Source organism: Halodesulfovibrio oceani subsp. galateae, assembly GCF_055397225.1.
In genome coordinates this window covers 2,464,233-2,483,354 of sequence record NZ_AP042453.1, presented here as the reverse complement: position 1 = coordinate 2,483,354, position 19,122 = coordinate 2,464,233, and the positions used below count along the sequence as shown (strand labels likewise).

At 45.1% G+C, this 19,122-nt stretch carries 14 protein-coding genes; 6 read left to right on the top strand and 8 right to left on the bottom strand.

Features of this window, described 5'->3' with window-relative positions; genetic code table 11:
- Positions 1-388 precede the first annotated feature (388 nt).
- Positions 389-2,530: an AsmA family protein gene (locus ACZ5V1_RS11245; RefSeq protein ID WP_464388918.1), complete on the bottom strand. Its 2,142-nt coding sequence runs from the start codon at positions 2,528-2,530 to the stop codon at positions 389-391.
- A gap of 204 nt (positions 2,531-2,734) precedes the next feature.
- Here ACZ5V1_RS11245 and ACZ5V1_RS11240 point away from each other — a divergent pair, with 204 nt between their 5' ends.
- On the top strand, positions 2,735-4,291 hold the full coding sequence (locus ACZ5V1_RS11240; RefSeq protein WP_464388917.1) for a cobyric acid synthase: 1,557 nt from the start codon (positions 2,735-2,737) through the stop codon (positions 4,289-4,291).
- 559 nt (positions 4,292-4,850) lie between these two features.
- The gene (locus tag ACZ5V1_RS11235) at positions 4,851-5,930 is read left to right on the top strand and encodes a hypothetical protein (protein ID WP_464388916.1); all 1,080 of its coding nucleotides are present in this window, start codon (positions 4,851-4,853) and stop codon (positions 5,928-5,930) included.
- A gap of 73 nt (positions 5,931-6,003) precedes the next feature.
- Here ACZ5V1_RS11235 and ACZ5V1_RS11230 read toward each other — a convergent pair whose 3' ends face one another.
- The 3 genes from ACZ5V1_RS11230 to ACZ5V1_RS11220 are packed head-to-tail and all read right to left on the bottom strand — an operon-like array spanning position 6,004 to position 8,241.
- A complete protein-coding gene (locus ACZ5V1_RS11230) occupies positions 6,004-6,948 on the bottom strand; it encodes a hypothetical protein (RefSeq protein ID WP_464388915.1) in 945 nt (314 codons plus the stop codon).
- Complete coding sequence (locus ACZ5V1_RS11225) at positions 6,948-7,304, bottom strand: PqqD family protein (protein WP_464388914.1); 357 nt, start codon at positions 7,302-7,304, stop codon at positions 6,948-6,950. The genes ACZ5V1_RS11230 and ACZ5V1_RS11225 overlap by 1 nt, the downstream gene beginning before the upstream one ends.
- Positions 7,305-7,332: 28 nt before the next feature.
- Positions 7,333-8,241: a hypothetical protein gene (locus tag ACZ5V1_RS11220; RefSeq protein ID WP_464388913.1), complete on the bottom strand. Its 909-nt coding sequence runs from the start codon at positions 8,239-8,241 to the stop codon at positions 7,333-7,335.
- A gap of 535 nt (positions 8,242-8,776) precedes the next feature.
- On the opposite strand from ACZ5V1_RS11220, the gene ACZ5V1_RS11215 reads away from it, so the two are divergent.
- Entirely contained in the window at positions 8,777-10,258 is a 1,482-nt protein-coding gene (locus tag ACZ5V1_RS11215; protein WP_464388912.1) for a PP2C family protein-serine/threonine phosphatase, read from the top strand.
- 67 nt (positions 10,259-10,325) lie between these two features.
- On the opposite strand, the gene ACZ5V1_RS11210 is transcribed toward ACZ5V1_RS11215, so the two are convergent.
- Positions 10,326-11,093, bottom strand: coding sequence for a hypothetical protein (locus tag ACZ5V1_RS11210; RefSeq protein ID WP_464388911.1), 768 nt, complete (start codon positions 11,091-11,093; stop codon positions 10,326-10,328).
- 324 nt (positions 11,094-11,417) lie between these two features.
- On the opposite strand from ACZ5V1_RS11210, the gene lepA reads away from it, so the two are divergent.
- Together lepA and lepB are read left to right on the top strand one after the other, a co-directional pair.
- Positions 11,418-13,223 (top strand): translation elongation factor 4, encoded by a 1,806-nt coding sequence (lepA, locus tag ACZ5V1_RS11205; protein WP_464388910.1) that lies wholly within the window; start codon positions 11,418-11,420, stop codon positions 13,221-13,223.
- Positions 13,224-13,268: 45 nt separating this feature from the next.
- Positions 13,269-13,928 (top strand): signal peptidase I, encoded by a 660-nt coding sequence (gene lepB, locus ACZ5V1_RS11200; protein WP_464388909.1) that lies wholly within the window; start codon positions 13,269-13,271, stop codon positions 13,926-13,928.
- A 77-nt stretch (positions 13,929-14,005) separates the two neighbouring features.
- Here lepB and ACZ5V1_RS11195 read toward each other — a convergent pair whose 3' ends face one another.
- On the bottom strand, positions 14,006-15,739 hold the full coding sequence (locus ACZ5V1_RS11195) for a bacteriohemerythrin (RefSeq protein ID WP_464388908.1): 1,734 nt from the start codon (positions 15,737-15,739) through the stop codon (positions 14,006-14,008).
- 291 nt (positions 15,740-16,030) lie between these two features.
- Between ACZ5V1_RS11195 and ACZ5V1_RS11190 the strand changes: the two genes are divergently transcribed.
- On the top strand, positions 16,031-17,551 hold the full coding sequence (locus ACZ5V1_RS11190) for a YifB family Mg chelatase-like AAA ATPase (RefSeq protein ID WP_464388907.1): 1,521 nt from the start codon (positions 16,031-16,033) through the stop codon (positions 17,549-17,551).
- Between the two features lie 125 nt (positions 17,552-17,676).
- On the opposite strand, the gene ACZ5V1_RS11185 is transcribed toward ACZ5V1_RS11190, so the two are convergent.
- A complete protein-coding gene (locus tag ACZ5V1_RS11185; RefSeq protein WP_464388906.1) occupies positions 17,677-18,315 on the bottom strand; it encodes a LysE family translocator in 639 nt (212 codons plus the stop codon).
- Between the two features lie 58 nt (positions 18,316-18,373).
- On the bottom strand, positions 18,374-19,003 hold the full coding sequence (locus tag ACZ5V1_RS11180; protein ID WP_464388905.1) for a LysE family translocator: 630 nt from the start codon (positions 19,001-19,003) through the stop codon (positions 18,374-18,376).
- Positions 19,004-19,122: the final 119 nt, after the last annotated feature.

Here is a 19,122-nt window from a genome sequence, read left to right as displayed (position 1 = left end):
ATATTTTTCCCAAACGTACATTGTTCAGGTTTAGGACAACGGTGTGTGCTTTTCTCTAATGAAACGCAAGTTCCTACATCTACTAGCACATCGTGAACAGACGGGTAACAACGAGGTAACCGCCTGTCAAGATGCAGGGTTGAAATTGCTCATTGTCTGCCTCGGTAACGTGTTAACTATATTGAAATAATCAGAGAGTGGCTTTGAGTAATATTTTGAATGAGTAATGGAGAAAATTCAAAATGCTCTTGTTCCGATGTCGCCTTAAGGTGCAACTATACCACAGGCAGGGTACTTTTCCATTCCAACAAACAAAAAAGCTGCCCCGCAATGCAGGGCAGCTAATTGTACTTTCAATGTCAGCAAAAGTTATTGCTGAGAGGGCGAGCTATTTAAAGAGATTTTTCAAACCCTTTTCGAGCTGTTTGAGTGGGTTTTCATCTTTATTTTCTTTATCAAGAAGCTGCTTCGTGATGTCTTCTACGGAAGAGCCGAGGAAGCGTTTCATATCAACGCCGTAAGACGGTTTAGAAAGCCTGCCTTTGATCACGACAGGAATAACCGGAACGTCGTCAAATTTGAGGTCTGCTTTATAATGGATAGAGTCTGATGCAAGATTTGCGAATCCGCTACCTTTTGCATTCAGCTCATCTGCTTTCATAATAAAGTCATTGTTTGATATACGTCCATTCTTGGCAAACAGGGTGCCGCGAATAACTTGGTACGGCTGTGCAGTAAGAGAGCTTTCAACTTTCTTGCGCAGTGAGCCATCCAAGAGATCAAGAGCGCCTGGAGGGAGTATGTTTAGACCTCTAAGAATACCTTCTGTTGCGTTGAATGTAGCTTTACCATTCAAGGTTCTATTTACAGTTTCCTGTGTAAGACCGTAAGCGGAAAGAGTCGCATTTACAAAAAGTTTACCGCTTGCGTACTCGGTACCGGTAAGTGTTTTCGTAATGTTTGCCAGATTCATCTTATCGGTTGTCAGCTTTATAGATGATACTGGCAGCGCACCGCGTAAGTCAGTTTTGAGAGTGCTGTTTACATCACCTTCAAAGATACGGAAACGAAGCGGGTTGATTGTTACAACGCCGTTTTTACCTTCGCCCAGAACTTTGATGTTTGAAATGGTGAGGTTGTTAACGACCATTTTATTGATGGCAACATCGATATTTGCATTCAGTTTAGCAAGCGTTTCCGGTGCGACTGATTTTGCAATATTCTGTTCAGCCTGAAGTTCGACGTTATTATTACGCGCTTTGATCGCAGAAGAATTTGTGCGTTTCTTTGCTTTTTTCTTAGTTGCTTTGCCAGGAGTTTCTTTTTCCTGGAATAACTTAGCAAGTGCAATATATGGATCAAGGTCTAGTTGTTCTGCATTAAGACGCAAACGCAATTGTGGACTGCTACCGAAATAGTACTGGAAATCGCCATCAAGGGGATATCCGTCCAGACTTCCCTGAATATCCTCAAGTGCGATATTGTCAGGAACAATTTTGAGTTGCATGGAAAGTATGAGCTCTGAATTATCGTTAGCTGGCTGTGGAGGAGATACGCCAAGTGCTTTGGCTATTTTTCGATAGTCAGCCTTTAGATCCATGTGTCCTTGAACATCTAATTCATTTGAGTAAGAGACTTGACCATGAAGGTTCAGCTTGGTTTCGTACGCTGAAAGTTCACTTGTATGTACAATAATAGACTGGTTTTTAAGCTGCGCCGTAAGAACCGATTTAAGATGAATGCTTGCTTGTCCACCCGGTAAATCTTTACCTTTTGGACCAAGTGTTATGTCAACGTTTGTCACGTCAATAATATTAAAATCTTCAGAAGGCCTAGCATTCAGCGTCATCTGGAACGGAGATTCTATGGCTGGTTTTTGTGAGACAGCCGTTCCTTTTATGTTCAGCGTAAAGGCTTCTCCTGCACGAAATGCGGAGGAAGTAAGTGAGAGATCGTTAATGGAATATTTTTTCCCTTCGCGCTGATTTTCGTATGTGACATTGGTGTCAGTAATGGAGAGTGATTCTATAAGTAGGGCAGCAAGAGCCATCGACTCTGTTTTTGCAGCCTTAGGTTTTGGTGATTCAATAATAGAACCGCGTCGTTTGGATTTCTCCAGAACAGACTTTTGCGGCACGAATGTCCAGTTGTTCTCGCGTTTTTTGTTTTCAATAAGATTGAGTGTTAATCCTTTCAGAACAACATCAGAAAATTCAATCTTACGCAAAAAGAGCGGCATAACTTTAACACTGGCTTTAGCCTGTGCGACAGAAGCAAACGGCTCATCAGGGAACCCTTCCGGGTTGTTCATGGAAACTTCACCAAGGCTTACACCAAACCATGGGAAGAATGTAAGGGACATGTCGCCCTTGAATGTTAATTCTCTGCCTGTGGCATCGTAGACGGCATCCGTAATTTCTTGCTTATAGTCATTAGGGTCTACAAGCGTTGTGAGGGATATTGCTGCAATAACCAATAAGGCTACGAGCGTACCTGCTACCGCGAGAATAATTTTAGCTATCGGATTCATAATGTAGCTCTCTTGTTGTTGGAGAAGATAGCGGAATTCAACTTTATTAATATTTTCAGTAACATTACGTAAAAATTTCTACAAACTTTATGAACATAGTATATGATATGTATTATGTGCGCATGTCAAATTTGCGCACGACGCTGGCTATAATGTGTTTTTTCATGCTGGTAGGTAAAGCAAAAAATAGGTACACGTTTCGTCATGAATAATACAGTCACCTCTTCCACCACTCCGTCACTCATGTTGCAGGGTACTAGCTCTAATGCTGGCAAAAGTGTGCTTACAGCCGCACTTTGTCGCATCCTGTTGCAGGATGGGCTTTCCGTCGCTCCTTTCAAATCCCAGAATATGGCGCTCAATTCTTTTGTAACGCCAAATGGTGAAGAGATTGGGCGCGCGCAGGCTGTGCAGGCCGCTGCGTGTCGACTTGATCCTGATGTGCGGATGAACCCTGTATTGCTGAAGCCATCTTCTGATACAGGTTCACAGGTTATCGTAATGGGTAAGCCCGTGGCAAATATGCGTGTGAAGGAATATCTGAAGTACAAGTCTACCGCTTTTGCTCATGTGAAGACTGCTTACGATTCTCTTGCTTCAGAACACGATGTGATGGTGCTTGAAGGTGCTGGAAGTCCGGCAGAAATAAATTTAAAAGCGCACGATATTGTGAATATGACAATGGCACGCTATGCAAAAGCAAAAGTGCTGCTTGTGGGAGATATCGATAGAGGTGGCGTATTCGCTTCTCTTGTTGGCACGATGGAGTTGTTGGATGCATGGGAGAAAGATCTAGTCGCAGGTTTTATCCTAAATCGTTTCCGTGGTGATGTGACACTGCTTGATCCAGCTCTTGAGTTTACAACAAACCGCACAGGCAAGCAGTTCTTCGGAGTAGTGCCGTACCTGATGCAGCTTGGACTACCTGAAGAAGATTCCGTAACATTTAAGGAATCAATAGGGCGCCAGCTCCCCCTACGTGATGATGCTCTCGACATAGTGCTTCTTGATCTTCCACACATCGCTAACTTTACAGATGTGGACGCGTTTAGCATCGAACCGGATGTGGCGTTGCGTGTTGTAAATTCTCTCGAACACCTAGGCAATCCAGACTGTATTATCATTCCCGGCTCTAAGAATACTCCAGGCGATCTTCATTGGTTGCACCAAAGTGGATTAGCCGCAGCCGTTAAAAATTTTGCCGAAGCCGGTGGTGTCGTGACAGGCATCTGCGGTGGATTCCAAATGCTTGGCGAGACAGTGTCAGATCCTGCTTCCATCGAATACGTGGAACAAGCTTCCAGTTCAAAGGATATCCATCTGCACGCAACTCAGCAAGGGCTCGGGCTATTACCTTTACGCACCATAATGGGTGAAGAAAAAGTTCTTACACGAGTGACAGGCATTCACGTCCCAACAGGGAACACTGTAACTGGATATGAGATTCATCACGGTGTGACCGAGTCAACAGAATCGCAAAAAATGCAGTCTGTAATTACCCGTGAAGATGGAACAGTCATCGGGTTCGGTCTCGCAGGAAATCATCTTTTCCAAAGCGTATGGGGCACCTATCTGCACGGTGTTTTCGACGACGACAATTTCCGCAGGGCGTTTATTAACGATCTGCGCAGCCGTAAAGGGCTTTCCCCGTTGCAAGGAGTGCAAGCTTCGTTCTCAATAGATCCAGCGTTGGATCGGCTTGCAGATACCGTTCGCGAAGCTCTCGATATGAAAAAAGTCTACGAGGTTCTTGGGCTGTAATAGGCTTGAATGCTTCACGGTGATTGGCAGCGGAGCGCTTTGTAGGGATTGCCTCCGGCGGCCAGAGAACCTTGTTACACTGTCGCTATCTGTAATCTCTCATTCTTCGAGAACAGCTACCGCTTTAAGTAAAAAGGATTCTCTGGACTCTCCAAAAACTTTTATCTGCGAGGTCTTTCTTTTTTTAAGACCACCTCGCGGCTTTCGCATCACTACCTTTCGTTAATTGTAAAAGAGCTGTCCTAGTTAAATAGGACAGCTCTTTTTTTTGTTATTCAAGTAAGTAAGGATAAGCGCGTAAAAGATAAATAGAACTGGCTTCCATCGCAAAATAAAAGTTTTTGGAAGGGGGTCTGGGGGAAACTTTTTTTCAAAAAAGTATTCAGCCCAGCCGTCGGAGACATAAAAAGCGTCGCAGACCACCAGAGGCTTCGGAGGCAAAAGTAAAAGAAAAAAGAAAAACTGTACCTAACCCCACGTTGTACCCTGCGGGTTTGGATTGTGGTCGTGTATGGTGCTCTGGAAAAACCAGAGTAACTTTTTAGGGTACGGAGGAAGAATGACTATATCGAGCCAGCGGACAATGCATAAGTATGTAGGTGACGGTACACAGGGTGACTGGCCGGTGTTGTTTACGTTCTTGGAACCAGAGCACGTGCAGGCGATTAAAACTTCGGTTGCTGGGGTGGATGCTCAGCTTGTGTATGGTATAGATTATTCAGTTGAGATGCTGGAGGGCGGTGGCGGAAGCTGTGTTGCTTCATTGGCTCAAGATGAAAAAATGACGTTGTTCCTAGATGTACCGCTGACGCAGGATACGGATTTGCGTAATGCGGGCAAACTGAACGCAGATGTTATCGAGCGGATGTCTGATAAACTTACACTCGCATTGCAGCAGCTGCGGGAAGATTTGGAGAGATGCGTGCAGGTTCCTGCTACTTCTTCTACTACCCCTGAACAGTTGATGCAGAATTTGACAGAGGCAGCTGCTAAGGCAGCAAGTGCTAAGAATGAGCTGCTCGTCATTAAAGAAGAAACATTACAGTTTAAGAACGACAGTGTAGCGCAGGTAGGTTTAGCTGCAGCCGAGGTTGTGAAGGCACAGGGGGGTGTGTCTGATGCTGTGACGTTGGTGTCAAATGCTCAAAATTTAATTAATAGTGCACAAAGCTTGATTGATCAGGCCATCAACAATCCTGCCGACCCGGTTGATGAGTTGCTGAGCGGTATGGTCGTGCCGTTTAAAGGGACAGTGAACGGGGCTGGGCATCCTGTGAATAGAATGACTGGAACGGCAGATGCAAAGTATGCAGTATGTGATGGGAGAACGTATACCGCTCCTGATGGTTTCAGGGTGGTTACTCCGGATTTGCGTGACAGGTTTATTGCGGGTGCCGGAGGAAGTTATTCACAAGGAGCAAAAGGGGGCGCTAACACAGTAACGTTGACGGTAGATCAGATGCCGGAACACTCACATTCTATTCGAGCATTCAAGGATGATGGTACATCGACGTTTAATGATCTGATGGTAGCTAACCGCACAACAACGGCTGAGAGAACTGTCAGTGCAACTGGTGGATCGAAGGCGCATGAAAACCGTCCGCCATTTTATGCGCTGGCGTACCTTATGAAATTGTAGCCGCAAACATTATTTCGGGTAGTAACAAACAATCTTAAAGCAGGGGGAATTCCTCCTGCTTTTTTTATGATCTTTATTTATGGAAAATGGCGTGGCTTCCCCGTTTGCGCCATGTTTTCCATGGACTGTTGAGGGTGCCGTTTGAATAGACAGAGTAGGCATCATTTCTATGAAGGATGTAGTTGAATACTGCCATGTCGTTGAGGTGCGCAGTCATGTCTAGCCGTTCCATTTCACCACAGGCAGTTTTCAGAAGTGAAAGAACAATAGATTTGCGTCCGCCGATGATTCCACAATTGCGAATAGGTTTTGCGGAGAATTCTGGAAAATGACGTCCGTAAATTGTTTGGAATTGTTCCATCATCCATGGATTTTGACCTATGGTATTTACTTCTCCACCCACGAACACAGAATAGGAGTAACGATGCTGCCATGCGGAACGTTGCTTGGTTAGGACGCTGCGTAATTGTGAGAAGCTGCCGGAAGCATTGAGCAGGCGTGAGGCATCAAAGTAATCCCAGACGCTGCGACGGAGGATGAGGTTTGCAGGATTTTTGTTAAACCATGCGTCGGAAATATCTACTATGAATGCAGTGCGGCAGTCGGGCAGGGCTTGTAAAAGATCGCGCGCGGCAAAGAATCGTTCATCTGCAATAGTGAATTTGCCCGGTGAATATGGGACAAAATGCAGGCTTCCAGTATGATGTGGTTGTGCATTGAGAGAAAATGTAACGCGGCATTTGTCCATGAACTTTTCAGGCAATCCATCATGCAGGATAACCATGTTAAGTCCCAGCCTGATGGCGCTGTGGAACCAGTCTGCAATGTAATCAAATGATGCGTGCTGAACGGACACCCCGTGCTGGGGATGTACTTTCTGAGTGAAGTAGGCGCCGATGACAATGTCTTTTTCAGTCAGCACATGGTTAAGTGTTCTGGCTTGTTCTGGTGTACATTGAAGTGCGCCTGTGTTGGCGTTGGATGGGGAAGCGTGATCAGAAACACGAGCTGCCTGCATTACCTTGCTCCTTCTTTCAAACCTATGATGCCCCGTTTTCCAAGTTGCCGGACGAACTGGCTGACTGCAACACGGGCTTCTTCCGGATGCAGTTTGTAGGTCTTTGCAAGCTCATTTGCTATAGCCTGAACGGAGCGCTTGTCGTTAATCAGCGACCAGCAGAATGTCCCGAGCTCATCGAGTTCGAGGCGTTTCTTTTGTTCAGGAGGTTCATGACCGAAGGCAGTGGTGAATTTGCTGAACCACGGGCGCATGCGGAGAGGGAAGGACAGTGTTACGTTCTTCGAGGTACGGTTGATTTCTTCAACCAATAAATTGCGGACAGGGACACAGGCCATTGCCTTTTGCAAAGACAATGGCTGTGTTACCTGTTGATTTTTTTTGCTAGTCGACTTCCACATGAGTGCAAATAGATTCCAAAAACAAACTGGATATTGGAGCGTTCGACCGTATTTCTACGGTGACGAGCTTGTTTTGACCTTCAACAATCCACGCTGCTCCCCGAACTTGCTGCTGTTTACCCAGCCCTGAAGATCGGAATAAGCGTTTCATAAGTGAAGGTGCCTCTACATGTTTCCAATGATAACGTTTTTTTGCTCCCGTGGGGAGTATGGATTTGTCTTTGTGGAAGGTTTCTAATGGCAAGTCATATGTGGCGTGCAGCCATCTACGGAACGGTTGCCCTTCAAGTACAATGTTGGCGGGGCCTAGCCGCGTAATGCAGATAGTTGAGGCTCCGGATTGTAGCTCGAGAACAAACTCGCCCGGTTTGAAAGAATGGCGCACTAGCGTGGAACCGGCAGGAAGCGCGCAACGTAGTCCGAACATGCTGAATGTTACGGGCTCGTCAGTTTTCGTAACTGTTAATGAGGCAAGGATCTGCCGTATAACGTCAGTGTACTGATCGATAGGTGCGTGAACCTGAAGTACCAGAATAGTCTTGGAAGGAGAATGGATGCAGATAGCACCACTGCCTTTTGCATGAGAGAAGGGCTGAACTTCCAGTAAAGGTTGCAGGACGTCTGTAATAGAACGCCACTGGTCTGTAACAGCACTTTTTTCAGTGCTGAACCCTTTCATCCGTTTCAGTTGACGAGTGATGTCGCCTTCTTTCTTTGGCAGTGATTTAGAGTTAGAAACTCTATGCCACTTAATTTCCAGCGCAGGATGTGAATTTCGAGAAAAAAGAAGATAACGCTGCTCAATTGCAGCAGGAATCCAGTTGTCAGGCATGGTCAGCGTAATGCCATTCCATGCGGTGGGACTACCGGATATCTCCGATTGGGGGTCCATGCATTTTTCCTTAGTTATAGTTGCACAACGATGCATATAAACATGAGGTGGATGTAGAAAACGAGTGCAGTCTGCAACACCTTTAGGAACCGTTTATAGGCATCTTCCCGCAGGGCGGGTACCGTGAATCTAAAAAGAGCCTTCATTGAATCAGATTGCTGAGATATCATCAACCTGAGTTTTTGATGGCTATTTATATGTTTGGACTACTTTTGAAGTGTGGTCAAGCATATTTGTTGATCAAGTGTAGAGATGTATTAACCTGAAATAACAGAGTTTTGTTGATGGTGGGCGATGTGTGGAGATGTTGAATCATGCGTTGTGTGCCGGTAATCTGTCTCTGTGTAGTGCTGTTAGTATTATTTCTCTGTAATGTACCTATTCCCATAACTTTTCTACTATTGAACATTCTGGTTGCAGTATGTTGTGCTGGAACTATCTGTGCTTTATTACGGGAGAGTTTATGCGTGCATTTTTACTCTATTTAATCGCTTTCATTCTTATCTATGTTTATAACGGTAGGATATGCCCCTTTGTGTCCACTTTGCCAGCATGGCAGATAGGTTTTGTGGTGTTTGTACCGATTGCTATTGCATATATGTTCAGGGTGTTGCTTTTTACTCCGCTTATAGAAAAGCAAAAAATTGATGTGCAGGCAAAAGTTGTGGGATGGATGGATTTTTGTCTGTTTGTTGCGGCGGGTGTCAGCATGATTTTATTTAATGAATTCGTGTTCAGCTTCCCGTTGATGGAAAGCGGTGGAAAAGTATTTATGGGGACATTCACCATAGGCTTTTTTATCGCAATAGACCTTGCATTGGAGCACAACCGAAAGGTTATGCAGGTGGCACGGAGCATGAAGTGGTCGTACGCTCTGCCTCAGGTCTATTATCCCATCACAACAAAATTTTTCCTGTTCGGTACAATCACGGTTCTGCTATTTGCTTCGTTGGTAGTGGCTGTTATCGCACGGGATTTGTACCTGCTTAGCTCCATGACTACTCAGGTCAGCAAGGGGCACATTTTACTGACGCGCCAATCGATTATTATCGACATTGTATTCATCATGCTCGTGCTTCTCGGATTCATTATAAATCTGCTTTATTCGTATTCTCTGAATTTGCGTATGTTATTTGAAAGCCAGACTGGTGTATTGGAGCGTGTGAGTAATGGAGATATGGAGTATTTTGTGCCAGTTATGAGCTCTGACGAATTCGGCGTGATAGCAGGGCATACAAATGCGATGATTACAGGGTTACGTGATCGTATTCGTATGATGGAAGGGCTAAAAGTCGCAGGTGAAATGCAACAGGCTCTCTTCCCTAAAAAGCAAGTAGAATTCGAAGGGCTTGATATTGCAGCGAGTTCTATTTTTAGTGATGAAACCGGTGGTGACTTTTTTGACTTTGTGGAGAATCTTGGCCCTAAGCAGGACGAGATGGTTTTGGTGCTTGGTGATGGCACGGGGCATGGTATAGGTGCTGCGTTGCTTATGGCATCCACAAGAGCATATTTGCGAATGCAGGCTGAGTATCAACATTCCCCCGCACTCCTTCTTTCAAATGCTAACAAATTGCTTACGCGTGATTGCTATGGATCGGGGCGCTTTGTGACACTGTTCTGTTTGCAAATTTCCGGTGGTGCCCATTACATAAAATGGGCAAGTGCAGGACATGATCCGGCTATCATTTATGATGGAAACACAAACGAATTTCGTGAATTAAAAGCGCGCGGTTTACCGTTAGGGGTTCTGCCTGATGCTGATTACGAAGAAGTATGTTGTGATGCGCTAGGTGCCGGTGAAGTAATGGTTATTGGCACTGATGGCATATGGGAAGCGATGGCTCCTGACAGTGAAATGTTCGGTAAAGACCGGATGAGGGAAGCTATTCGGATGAACCATACTAAGCCGGCAGCAGAAATTTTACATGCTGTAGCGGAAGCAGTAAGGATTTTTCAGGATGGCGAACCGCAGCTTGATGACATTACAATAGTAGTTCTGAAAGCAGATATCTAAAGAAAAAAGAGTAAAGCCCCATGACGGTATGTATCGTCATGGGGCTACTGTTTTTATTTACTACAGGCTATTCGTAGGTCTGGCCTGTGTAACTTTCACGCATTGGAGCGTTCATCATGTAATCCTGATTGTAGTTAGGATTTGTCTGCTGTGGTGAGCGGTAACCGCTTTGCACCTGTTGTTGCTGATGCATACTGTGATTCATCTGTGTGCTATAGGTCTGCTGGCCGCTCATCATGGCCTGGTTGCCTTGCATTTGATGAAGTTTGTGCACAATCATTTCACGTTCGGTAATATTCATTCCGTAGTTGCTTTTCAATGAACGACGTTGTTGTTTTAGATTCTGCATGAGCGCTTTTCGTGTACTATCTCGTTGTATTTCGAGTGAAGATTCTTGAGCCGGAGATTGCATTGCAGAGCGCTTCAGCATCAGCTGCTGATTTTTGAGCCTCTGCAGTTCGTTAAACAATGGATCGTTCTGGGCTGAAAATTCGTTGAGTGAGTTCATCAAATTTGCGCGCATGTGCGGAGTTAAATTTGCTGACTGAATTTTTGAACACATAAGGCAGCCAGCCACAGGCATTTGTTGCGACTGATTATAGTAAGTAGTGCCCTGTTGTTGCATCATTTGCTGTTGATACATCTGTTGTTGTTGCATCATCGACGCTTCCGGAGGATGATGCTTTATGATGCCACTTTGGGTTGTGTAATGGTTTGGCGCTGTACGAGTTTGATTGTTTTCCGCTGATGGATATAATTTTGCTGATTGGGCTGCTTGTGGTGCAAAGAGCACGACTGCGCAGAATATAAGCATGCTTATCTTTACCACTCTCATGGTAGAAACTCCTCATAGTTGTGTGTTTCAAATCTAAGACCCTAGAGTGAGTAGACCGTATTTCTGACTTGTATTAACAGTATTATCGACTCATCCCGCTACGGTTGCGCTATTAAATACTAAGGCTCAAAAATGTAACTGAGAGCAGTCGACCCACCGGTATTTCGTGCTTGTCAGAGTTAGACTTTACAGACAGAATGGCGTATGTAAGCACGTTCAACAAGTTACGAAAATAATGGGGCTGTAACCATACTTTGGGTACGGCTTCTTACATGCACTAGACTTTTACAGGAGGAGTGCCGGAAACGGCCGTCCGAATACTATATGGCGAAACTGGAAAATATTCGAAATTTCAGCATTATTGCACACATTGATCATGGTAAATCTACTCTCGCGGACCGTATTCTTGAGATTACGGGTCTTGTAAACGAAAGAGATCAGCGTGAGCAGTATCTTGACCGCATGGATCTCGAACGCGAGCGCGGCATTACCATTAAGGCACAGGCGGTACGAATTCCGTATAAGGCAAAAAACGGTGAAGATTACGTTTTGAACCTGATTGATACTCCGGGTCACGTTGACTTTGGCTACGAAGTATCCCGCTCTCTTGCAGCCTGTGAAGGCGCTTTGCTTGTTGTGGACTCCACACAGGGTGTAGAAGCGCAGACACTGGCTAACGTTTATCTTGCACTGGATCACGATCATGAAATCGTGCCTGTGCTGAATAAAATTGACCTTCCAAGTGCTGACATCGATCGTGTGTCTGCAGAGATTGAAGAAAGTATCGGCCTTGATGCGACTGAAGCTGTTGGCGTAAGTGCTAAAACAGGTCTGAACGTTGATCAGGTACTTGAAGCGATCGTAGATAAGCTTCCTGCTCCGACAGGGGACAGCGACGCACCTCTGAAAGCACTTATCTTTGACTCATGGTATGATTCATATCAGGGTGTTATTGTTATGTTCCGTGTCTTTGATGGTTCCGTGAAAAAAGGCGATAAAATTCGTCTCATGGCTACTCATAAAGATTACGAAGTTACCCGCGTTGGTGTGTTCAGTCCTGATATGGTTGACATGAAAGAGCTCGTTGCCGGTGAGGTAGGGTTCCTTTGTGCGACCATTAAAGATCTGGGCGATGCTAAGGTTGGTGATACCATTACGCTTGCCAATAATCCGGCAACTGGTGCAATTGAAGGTTTTAAAGAAGTTCAGCCAATGGTTTACTGTGGGTTGTATCCTTCTGAATCTCAGGATTACGAGAGCCTTAAGTACGCACTTGAAAAATTACAGTTAAACGATGCTGCGTTCCAATATGAAGCAGAAACCTCACAGGCTCTTGGCTTTGGTTTCCGCTGTGGTTTCCTTGGGCTTTTGCACATGGAAATTATTCAGGAACGTATTGAGCGTGAGTTTAATATTGATCTGATCGCAACTGCGCCTTCAGTAATTTACAAGGTTACAACGGTCGACGGTGAAACTATTGAAGTAGATAACCCTGCAAAATTGCCGGACCCTTCTAAAACAGAATCATTGTACGAACCGTTTATTCGTTGTGAAATTCACGTACCGGATGAATATGTTGGTAACGTACTGAAGCTATGTGAAGAAAAACGCGGTATTCAGCAAGATATGAAGTATATGACTACAAACCGTGTCATCATCACATACGAACTGCCGTTTGCAGAGATCGTGTACGATTTCTTTGATAAATTGAAATCTTACACCAAAGGCTATGCTTCGATGGATTATGAGATTATCGATTACCGCGAAGCAAACCTTGTTAAGCTGGATATGCTTATTAACGGCGATCCAGTGGATGCTCTTGCAACCATCGTACATAAAGACAACGCATACCATCAGGGTCGTGCTGTAGCTTTGAAATTGAAGCGCAGTATCCCGCGTCAGTTGTATGAAGTTGTTGTACAGGCTGCGATCGGGCAAAAAATTATTGCTAGAGAACGTAACGCGCCATTGCGTAAAAACGTTACCGCTAAATGTTACGGTGGTGATATTTCTCGTAAGAGAAAGCTCCTTGAAAAGCAGAAAGCGGGTAAGAAACGCATGAAACGCATGGGTAACATTGAGTTACCACAGGAAGCGTTCCTTGCTGCTCTTAAAATTGGTGACGATTAGATATGAATGCCCGTTCCGCGGGCTAACTAAGCAGGTATAGAAAGAATGGGTAATACAGCAGGTAAAAGTGGATTGAGAGAATATTTGGAAGCCCTCGGGGTAGCCCTGATTCTAGCGTTAATTATCCGCTCTTTTGTAGTTCAGGCTTTTACTATTCCGTCAGGCTCCATGCTTCAGACTTTGCAGATTGGTGACTATCTGCTGGTTAACAAGTTTGCCTATGGCGTTCGTTTTCCGTTTTCTATTAAAGAAACAAATCCGGACGCTACGTCTATGTTGTCACGCTACTCTGTAGTTCAGGGTGGCGAAATGCTCTCCATAGGCGATCCAGAACGTGAAGACATTGTGGTATTTGAATACCCGAAAAACCCTTCAGTTCATTACATCAAACGTGTCATCGGTATTCCGGGAGACACAATTGAAATCCGTAATAAGGTATTATACCGAAATGGTCGTAAAGTTGATGAACCGTTTGTTCAGCATACGAAAGTAATGCCGGGTCCCGGTGACAACTATGGTCCGGTAATTATTCCGGCAGACAAATATCTTATGCTCGGTGATAACCGCGACGAGTCATACGATTCCCGTTTCTGGGGTTTTGTAGATCGTGAAGCGATTGTCGGTAATGCATTGATCATTTACTGGTCTATGGACGGTACACGCTCTATTCGTTGGGATAGATTAGGTATGTTTGTTCAGCAGTAAGTTGTATTAAGAATAAAAAAGCCCCTGACAGGAAACTGTCAGGGGCTTTTTTATTGATATGGTGAGAAACCAGGCTGTTAGCTTACACCTTTTGATGTGAGGAACGCAGTGTACTGCTGATCTGTTCCCTTAATGTGGTGAGTAAGCCAGTCTTTGAGGAACTTCATAACATCCATGGTTACGGTTAATTTGCCGGAGCGAACGCCGGTTTCAAAATCAACAACCTCTGCAACAAATTTACGGTGCTGTTCGATGTGTGCCGGAGTATCTGCATAGCCATGTTTAGCAAACAGATCTTCTTCGTATCCAAAGTGAGTAACTGTGTAGTTTTTCAGGTTGTCGATAACATCCAGTAACTCATTATGACTACGACGGGATTTCATGGCGGCATGGAGCTCGTTAATTAAAGAAACAAGAACCTTGTGCTGATTATCGATTGATTCGATTCCAACAGAAAGGTCATCGCTCCAAATGAAGAGAGGGCCGTCGCTAGCAGCAGCGCTTTCAAGGTTGCCCTTGGAGAGGCTGGAGATCATGGAGTCGAGCTCTTCCACAAGGCCGGAGAGTTCTACAATGGCATTTGCAGCACTGCTCATGCCGATGGCAGTTTCAGAAGCAACACGAGTTACATCCGAAATCGCACGGTTAATTTCTTCAGATGCTGCCGACTGCTCTTCGGATGCGGTTGCAATGGAGGAAACCTGAACTGCTGTTTCATCAACAATGGTTACGATTTCTTCCATAAAGCGGCCAGACTCTGTTGCGGCCTCGGTGGAAAGAGCAATGTCGTGAGCTGCAAGTTCTACAGCCTGCACGTTCTGCTGCGCGTGGCTCTGGATTCGACCAATAGCACCGCCAACTTCCTGAGTCGCCTGCATTGTTTTTTCTGCAAGTTTACGTACCTCGTCTGCAACAACTGCAAAGCCGCGTCCTGCGTCACCGGCACGCGCTGCTTCAATCGCAGCGTTCAATGCCAGCAAGTTCGTCTGGTCTGCAATGTCGGAGATTGTCACCATGATCTGACTAATGGCATCGGCCTGCATGCCCAGTTGTCCCATGGTTTCTTTCAAGCTTACAATGCGTTGTTCCATCTGCATAATGGATTCAACCGCACGGCGTACTCCGTCTGCACCTGTCTCTGCATTATTCTTTGATTCAGAAGCAGAGTTAGCAGCGCTGGATGCGTTTTGCGCAACTTCCAGAACAGTGCAGTTCATTTCTTCCATTGCTGTGGCAGTTTCCGTCATACGGTCATGCTGGATATCAACACCGGCATTGACCTGCTCAATCTGTGAAGACAGTTCGTGAACTGCGTCGAAAGCATTGGTAGAAAGAGCATGAGCACGGCTCGCTACATCGCGCATGGATGTGAGCATCTTCTGTACTTTCTCGTCCTGTTCCTTGCCTGCATTAAGAGCACGTTGGGACTGTTCTTCTGTAATTTTGATAAGTTCGTTATTCTTTTGAACTTGGGAGACTTGGTCTTTGAAGTTGGAAACAATCCCTAATAATGAAGTTTGAAGGTCTTTAAATTCGAAGTTGAACGTGCCTTCAAGCTTTGCGTCAAAATCACCCTTGTGGATTTTTTTGGCGTAATTATGGATGTTGTTGAGTGGAGTAATAAGTTGGGTACGTACATTAATGATGGTTAAGAGCATCACCAGAAATGCAGCAATTGTAAGGGCACCTTGGATTATATGTCGCATGGACTCATTTTCTGCACCGACAAATGAAAAATCAGTGATGAGTATCAATACGACAGTGCCAAAAAGAAAAGCAACAGATGCAGTAATTCTGTTTTGTAGTGTCATGTACACTTCCTTTACGAGAGTAAGTCAGTCTTCACCTGTGGCGAGCAAACATAGTAGTAATGAGAATAAGAAAATTGCTTCTAGTGCTTATACTGCGGTGGTGAAAGTTACTAGACTCTCTCCCCCCTGAACTAATAGTTATAAAATATTTAGAGAAAAAAAGAGATCGGATTACTGCGGTAACCTTAACGTTGTGTATCGGCATGATTGCGCTAATCTTTAAAAATCTATAATCTTTTTGTCTATAACGTTCAGATTGTACTGATTTCTTATGATAACTGCGAGGACGATGTGATCACTGTTGTTTCCTGTGCTGCTCTAGCTGGAATTGATGCCTTTACCGTAGAAATGGAAGTGGATTTAACCCGTGCGGGTTTGCCTGCATTTACAATGGTAGGACTTGCTGAAGGTGCTGTTCGCGAAGCTAAAGAACGTGTAATGGCTGCTTTGAAAAATACGGGGCACAAGTTGCCGCCGTCACGTATTACCGTAAACCTTGCTCCGGCTGATAAACGCAAAGCGGGTAGCGGGTATGACTTGGCGCTTGCGTTTGGTTTACTTGGTGCCTCTGGCACAATTGCTCCGGAATCACTGCAAGGATGGTTTTTTGTCGGTGAGCTCTCTTTAACCGGTGAATTGAAGCCTGTCCCCGGGGTGTTGCCTATAGCAATCCATGCTCGAGAAATGGGTGCAAAAGGACTTATTGTTGCGCCTGATAATGCAGAGGAAGCAGCAGTTGTTGAGGGCTTGTCCGTATACTCCATGACAACGCTCGGGGAAGTAATTGAACACATCGCGGGCACAACTGTATTTGAACCTGCAACTCCGCCGGAAGCTGAGAAAGGGTATGCATCAGAATGGATGCATGACTTTGCTGAAGTGAAAGGGCAGGAACATGCAAAGCGGGCAATTGAGATTGCAGCAGCCGGTAACCACAACCTGCTTTTTGTGGGCCCTCCGGGAAGTGGCAAGACCATGCTGGCAAAACGAATCCCGACGGTATTACCTCAGCTTACTTTTGACGAAACGCTGGAAGTAACAAAAATTTATTCTGTCTCCGGTCTGCTCAGTAGAAAACGGTCACTCATAACAGAGCGTCCGTATCGTTCGCCGCACCATACCATTTCTGATGTAGGTCTCGTAGGTGGCGGAGCATACCCTAAGCCGGGGGAAGTCTCCTTAGCACATCGCGGCGTACTTTTTCTAGATGAACTGCCGGAGTTTAAAAAGTCGGTACTGGAAGTAATGCGCCAGCCACTTGAAGATGGCAATGTCACCATTTCGCGTTCCAGTATTTCCCTATCGTTCCCATCGGACTTTATGCTTGTGGCTGCAATGAATCCGTGTCCATGCGGGTATCTTACAGATGATAGGCATCCTTGTACTTGCAACAACAGGCAAGTTGCAAATTATCGTTCAAAACTTTCTGGACCTTTGTTAGATCGTATTGATCTGCATGTGGAGGTTCCTGCGGTTAGGTATGAAGATTTGCAATCCAACGCCGGTATCAGTTCAGAAGAAATGCGTGATCGAATTGAGGCAGCCAGAAAGATTCAGGAAGAGCGTTACAAGGGAACACCGTTGAAAACGAATGCTGACCTTTCTGGGCGCTGGCTTGAGAAATTTACACCGATTACAGATGCAGAGAATACATTCCTTCGTAATGCTGTGGAAGCTCTTGGGCTTTCTGCACGAGCCTACACACGAGTGCTGCGTATTTCACGCACCATTGCAGATTTAGAAGGCGCGAAGGATATTGCTGTTGCACATATTGCTGAAGCGATTAACTGTAGGACGCTCGATAGAGAATAAAAAAAGCCCATGTCGTTTACTCAACGACATGGGCTTTTTTCATATTTAGTAGAGAGACACAGTGCTCATCATCGTCAGTGTATTACCCCTCTAATGGGATAGAACGTAACGTTTGCACCATTCCATTATTCAGATGCAGCCAGCTTAACTCCAAGTCCTACAAGAATGGAACCAGCGGTAGCTTCAATGTATGACCGGCTTTTTGGAGCAGACATCACCTGTTTAGCTTTTCCTACGATGCTGGCGAGCAAACATTGCCAGATGAATGAAATGCAGAAATGCACGCTGGTAAGGAAAAATATTTGCGTAACAGGGTTAGCGCCGGAACACATAAACTGCGGCATAAATGTGATGTAGAAAATGGCAGTCTTCGGGTTCAAAACATTAGAGAGAATTCCCTCTCTAAATGAACGGGAAACGCGTACTTTCTCTGCTTTCGCTGCAAGTTCTTCAGCGCCTTTAGCACTCGTGAATCGCTTTTTCGCGTCCCATAAGTTTTGGCAACCAAGCCAAATAATATAGAATGCACCAATAATTTTAATAAAGTGGTAGAGCTGCGCTGAATTATAAAGAATAAGCGCAAGTCCGCAGCCGGAAATAGTGGCGTGGAAAAAAAGTCCTGTACAGATTCCAGCGCTAGTGATTGCGCCGTCTGTGAGCCCACCTCGAATACTGTTGCGGATAACCATCATGGTGTCCGCACCGGGGATCATCGAAAGAATTGTGATCGCGATTAAGAATTCGCCAAAATTATCCGGTAACATAACTAGCTCCTAGCACTGAATCTATTCGTCAATCGTTGTAGTTTTTCGTAAGCGACATCTAATCAGAAATAGCTAATTCTACGCCCAGTCCTACAAGTGCAATTCCTGCCACTGCGTCAATTCTAGTACGTACTTTTGCTTTAGAGATAAGTCCCTTTGCTTTGTGCACAAAACCCGCAATAGCATACTGCCAGCAGAGAAAAATAGCACAGTGCAAGCCTGCTAAAATGCATGCCTGTAAGAGCAGGTTGCCTTTAGGGTCCATGAACTGTGGCAAAAAAGCCATGTAGAAAATGCACGTTTTCGGATTCAGGATATTAAAAACGATGCCTTCTGTAAAAGATTTATGGACAGAACAATGAGCAAAGCAAACTTGTTTTTCAACTTCTGAAGAGTTTCTATTCATCGCACTACGAAGGTTCTGGATACCCATCCAAGCTATGTAGGCAGCGCCGCAAAATTTGATTGCTTGGTACAGCTGAGCAGAGTTGTAAAGAATCAATGCAAGCCCGCAGGTGGAAACTGCTGCGTGAATGAAAAATCCTGCTCCGATTCCTGTGCTGGTTGCAGCGCCGTCAACGAAGCCGCCACGGATACTGTTTTTGACGATCATCATCGTGTTTGCACCAGGGATAAGGCAGAAAATAGTAACAGCAATAAGGTATTGTAGTAAGTTCTCAGGCATCATACAGGCTCCGTATGAGCGTGTCCGTTCGGGCATGGCTAAAGGTGGGTGAATGTGTGCAGACACTGACAGAAACATTTTCAGTCTGCAACGGGAAAAGTATGCTTTTTTGTCTCCGTAGA